Origin of the sequence: Phocaeicola sp. RTP21359st1_B8_RTP21360_211022, assembly GCF_040911965.1 — a bacterium.
Taxonomy (GTDB): Bacteria; Bacteroidota; Bacteroidia; order Bacteroidales; family Bacteroidaceae; genus Phocaeicola; species Phocaeicola vulgatus.
This window is the reverse complement of record NZ_JBDFXP010000093.1, coordinates 1-4,669: the sequence shown is the minus strand read 5'-3', so window position 1 is coordinate 4,669 and position 4,669 is coordinate 1. Positions and strand designations below refer to the sequence as shown.

The following is a 4,669-nucleotide window of genomic DNA, read 5'->3' as shown; positions in this document are numbered from 1 at the left end:
ACCAAAGTCTTTGCGGAACTAAAATATACAAAAAAACATCTAGTAATCAAATATTTAGCATTCTGCTCTCTTGTAGATATACAATATTACATCTATTATAACAAACTATAAATCAACTATATATTATAACATAAAAAAATAATTTGATTTTATGTCTACTTTTATTCTACCTTAAACATAAAAAAGATGCCTAGTAATCTAAGCATCTTTTTTATTATAGACCTATTATTAGCTATTCGTTTTTATCAGTAATCTCACTATTGGCATTTAACTCCTTATCGGGGATTTGATAAATGAATAATTTACTACCTGCAGGGACTTCCTTTGGAGCAATCGCACTATGATTAATTGCATGTGTTCTATCCAAACTTTCATTACGACGTTTCATGTCAAATAAACGACGACCTTCACCCCACATTTCAATACGCTTTTGAAGTTCAATTTCTTGTAAAAGTGCATCACTTGTTGCGGATGTTTCATATTTTGGATTACGAGTTTTCATAATCGTAGTCAGCATTGTTTTGGCTTCATTTTCTTTCCCTGCCCTATATAATGCTTCTGCAGCTACAAAATACATTTCACCAGTACGCAAATAAATATAGTCAGAGCAAAAAGTATCACCTGTAGGAGTAAAACCAGGCGCGGTAGAACCTATATCAATAAATTTGCGCTGCACATATTGTCTTACTTTATAATGAGTATTTGTTTCTCCCAAATCAACTCCAAACCATTTTTTACGAATGTCATCATCTGAAATTTTTTCATACAAATCACTGGAAATCATTTTGTAATTTCCTAAATTACCACCGTATCCCGGGCCGTAAGGATCAACTTGACTCATGAATGAAGCGTAGAATGTATTTGTTTCACCATTAATATCAGCCCCCCATAACACTTCGCTCAAAGAAAGGTCATTAAAGCCGGAAAGTAATTCTTTTTCACTCATCAGTGAGCCACCTTCAATAGCCAATTTTGCGTATTTAGCAACTTCATTCCATTGATCGGGATAATCATTAACAAATGAAAGAATGTTTGCATAAATAGCAGCTGCTGCATATTCATTTAATTCATCTTTCTTGGCTATTCCTTTTCCTTTCAAATAATTATATCCTTTATCTATATCACTTAATATCTGTTCATAGACCTCACTTACAGGAACACGATTCAATTTGGTTTCAGATTCAGTATAAATAGGAATACCTAATTTATCTTTATTCCATTCATAAGGTTGCTGGTACATGTTTATTAACCAAAAATAGCAGTAAGCACGTATGGTATAACTTTGTCCCAACATCTTCTCAACACTCTCATCACCGCTATCTGCCTGTTCTTTCAGACCGCTGATTACTTCATTTGCACCACTGATTACAGCATATAATTCTTGCCAATAAGTGGTCGTACGACGATAACTTGAAGCACGGTTGTCAAGCAGATAATCATATACGAAGAAGTGTGAGGTCATATATGCCATATCATCTCCCATCAAATCTGTAGCCAATTCAAATGCCTTTAATCCGAAATCATCATGACTTTGCTGTGCTTCCGGAGAAAACATATTTTTGTAATATCCTGTAATATATGCTTGAATAGCTGTAGGATCTTTATCAAGCAAATCTTTAATTTGGTCTTCTGATGCATTTTCTGAAGGTTCCTTGTCCAAAAAGTCATCGCTACAAGATCCCATCATAAACGCTGCAGCCAATATTGCTAAATATTTTGTATATTTCATAATTCTATTCTTTTAAAAGTTCAAATTAATGCCGAATGATAAAGTACGAATCGCAGAATAATTAGCAGCCGAATATCCATAAGCATATTGGCGTGGGTCCATACCTTTACGTTTAGAGAATAAAGCTACATTATCGGCAGATACGTAAATACGTGCACTGCTTGCTGATATTGCTTTCATCCATTCTTTCGGAAAAGTATATCCTAATGAAATGTTACGGATGTTAAAGAATGATGCATTTATCAAGAAACGTGAAGATTGGCTATTACTATTTTGTGCACCATCCATTATAGGCACATTTGTATTTTTATTTTCCGGAGTCCAAGCATTCAAGATATCCTTGTGCCAGTTACTGCCAATATTGCTTCCCGCATGCATGAAAGAAGAATACATGCTGTCATATATCTTTCCACCAATTTGAAAGTTTGTAGCTATAGAAAGATCGATTCCTTTGTATGCAAAATCAGTTGAAAAACCTCCTTGGAAATCGGGCAAAGTAGAACCTAATTCATATTTGCTTGCCTGAGTATAGTCTTCGGTTACGGTCCTTCCAGTCACTTTGCCATTAGCATCTTTCTCATCCATATACCATTGTGCTGCTCCTGTTTCTGGATTAACACCTGCGTATTCATAGGTATAAAGATCATAAATAGACCCTCCTTCCATTAAGCGGAACAAAGAAGCAGTACCATGAATAATTCCATTCTCTCTTTTGTCTTCTGGAAGATTCAAAATCTTGTTGCTATAATGTGTACCGTTAAAAGATAAATTCCATATAAAATCTTTTGTTTGAATTGGGGTGGCAGAAATAGTAAATTCAATCCCCTTATTCTGCATATCCAACAGGTTCATTGGAACGTAAGAAATTCCAGAAGAAATAGGATAAGGCATATTGTACAACATATCCGAAGTCTTCTTCAAGAAATATTCAGTTTCTAGTTTCAAACGGTTATTAAGAAAAGCAGCTTCCAAACCGATATTTAAATTTTTGCTTTTTTCCCAAGTCAAATCTTTATTTCCACGATAAGTTTCGACTACAGAGAAATCTCCGTTATTATTGGTTACAGAATATTGCTTCAGATATGGTTGATAGACTACATAACCATTTATATCAAGAATTCCATCATTACCTTGTGTTCCATAACTTGCTTTTAGTTTAAGATTAGACAACCATTCCACATCTTTCAAAAACTCTTCCTGTGTTAATCTCCAAGAACCTCCGACAGACCAAAAAGTACCACGGCGGTGATCAGGATGGAATTTGGAAGATTCATCTGAACGAATACTTGCAGATAGATAATATTTGTTATCAAAATCATAGTTTACACGACCAAAGAAACTTTCCATACTATGTTCTTGTGTATATGAATTCATATCACTCATAGTTATGGCATTGTTGAACTCAGGATTTCCAATAGTATAAAAATTGTATTTATGAGCATACTGATATTTCAGTGTATATGAATAAGATTCGTGACCAGCCATTATGTCAATATTATGATGACCAAATGCTTTACTATAGGTTAAAAGTTGATTTGCTGTAAACGATTCAATACGTTGATTATATTTATAAGTACGACCATTCACATTAGCAGCATCCCCATATAACTGATTCATGTGATCTGTACGGATTTGATTCATTAAATCATAACCAATGTTAGCAGTCGCTTTTAAACCATCAATAATATTAATGTTAATAGTACCACGGCCATTAAAATTGTCATTCAAAGTCTGATGCACATCCAACCCAGAATTAGCTGCAACATTTTGATTACTGAAACCGCCCATACGTGTACTGTATGTACCATCACCAAAATCATAAACAGTGTTGCCTTCTTCGTCATATATGCGATTTCCGTTTTCGTCATACGCATATACAGGATAAATAGGAGCGATTTGCTGAGTGAACATAAAAGCATTAGAGTAATTAGACAAACTAGCATTTTGTGACTGGCCTGCATTTTTTTCCGCTCTTGCGTAAGCCAAATTACCATTGATATCAATAAACTTATTTACAGTATGATTAATATTGGCACGTGCTGAAATACGTTCAAAGTCAGTATGTCTTAAGATTCCTTCATCTTTCAAATATCCCAATGATAAAAAATGAGTTGTCTTAGCGTTACCACCTTGCAGACTCAAATTATATTCCTGACGCATACCATTATGTAATGCGGCATCAGCCCAATCGTCATTATGGCGTAGAGCCGCAGAACTAACTACGCCATCTGCTGAAACCATGGCATTATTAGCTACGCCGATGAATGGATTGTATCCAATGCTACCTATTAATTCTTCGGAAGCTTCTGCACCTGTAGATTGATTTTTTAAAGTATTCCAGGCTGTTAGTACGTATTCTCTTTGATCTTTCATGATATCATATTCTGGAACACCACGAGTATTTACTCCCCAGCGTGCATCAAGAGTAACTTTGGATTTATCTACCATACCTTTTTTAGTAGTAATCATCACAACACCATTTGCTGCACGTGAGCCATAAAGGGCTGCAGATGCAGCATCTTTTAATATAGACATACTTTCAATATCGGCAGGATTTAATGCATTAACCGACTCTTCGTCATAAGGCATACCATCAACTACGTATAAAGGAGCCGATGATGCGCTAAAAGAGCCAATACCACGGATTCTTATTTTAGCATTTTCTCCAGGCTGCCCACTGGTATTGATTACTTGTACACCTGCTGCTGCACCTTCCAAGGCTTTAGATACTGAAGAAACCTGCATTTTTGCTATTTTTTCTCCACTAACAGCAGTCGCTGATCCTGTAAAAGATGACTTTTTCGCAGTACCATAAGCAACAACCACTACATCGTCAAGCATCTCTGTATCAGATTTTAAAATGATGCTAACATTCTGTTTGATAGAAACCTCTTGACTAGCCATCCCGATAAAGGAAACTACCAAAGTCTTTGCGGAACT

General features: G+C 35.4%; 2 protein-coding genes. Both read right to left on the bottom strand.

Annotation, left to right across the window (positions count from 1 at the left end):
• Window positions 1-232: 232 nt before the first annotated feature.
• Complete coding sequence (locus AB5062_RS22360; protein WP_005839145.1) at window positions 233-1,729, bottom strand: RagB/SusD family nutrient uptake outer membrane protein; 1,497 nt, start codon at window positions 1,727-1,729, stop codon at window positions 233-235.
• Between the two features lie 12 nt (window positions 1,730-1,741).
• On the bottom strand, window positions 1,742-4,669 hold a 2,928-nt coding region (locus tag AB5062_RS22355), incomplete at its 5' end, for a TonB-dependent receptor (protein WP_229056184.1).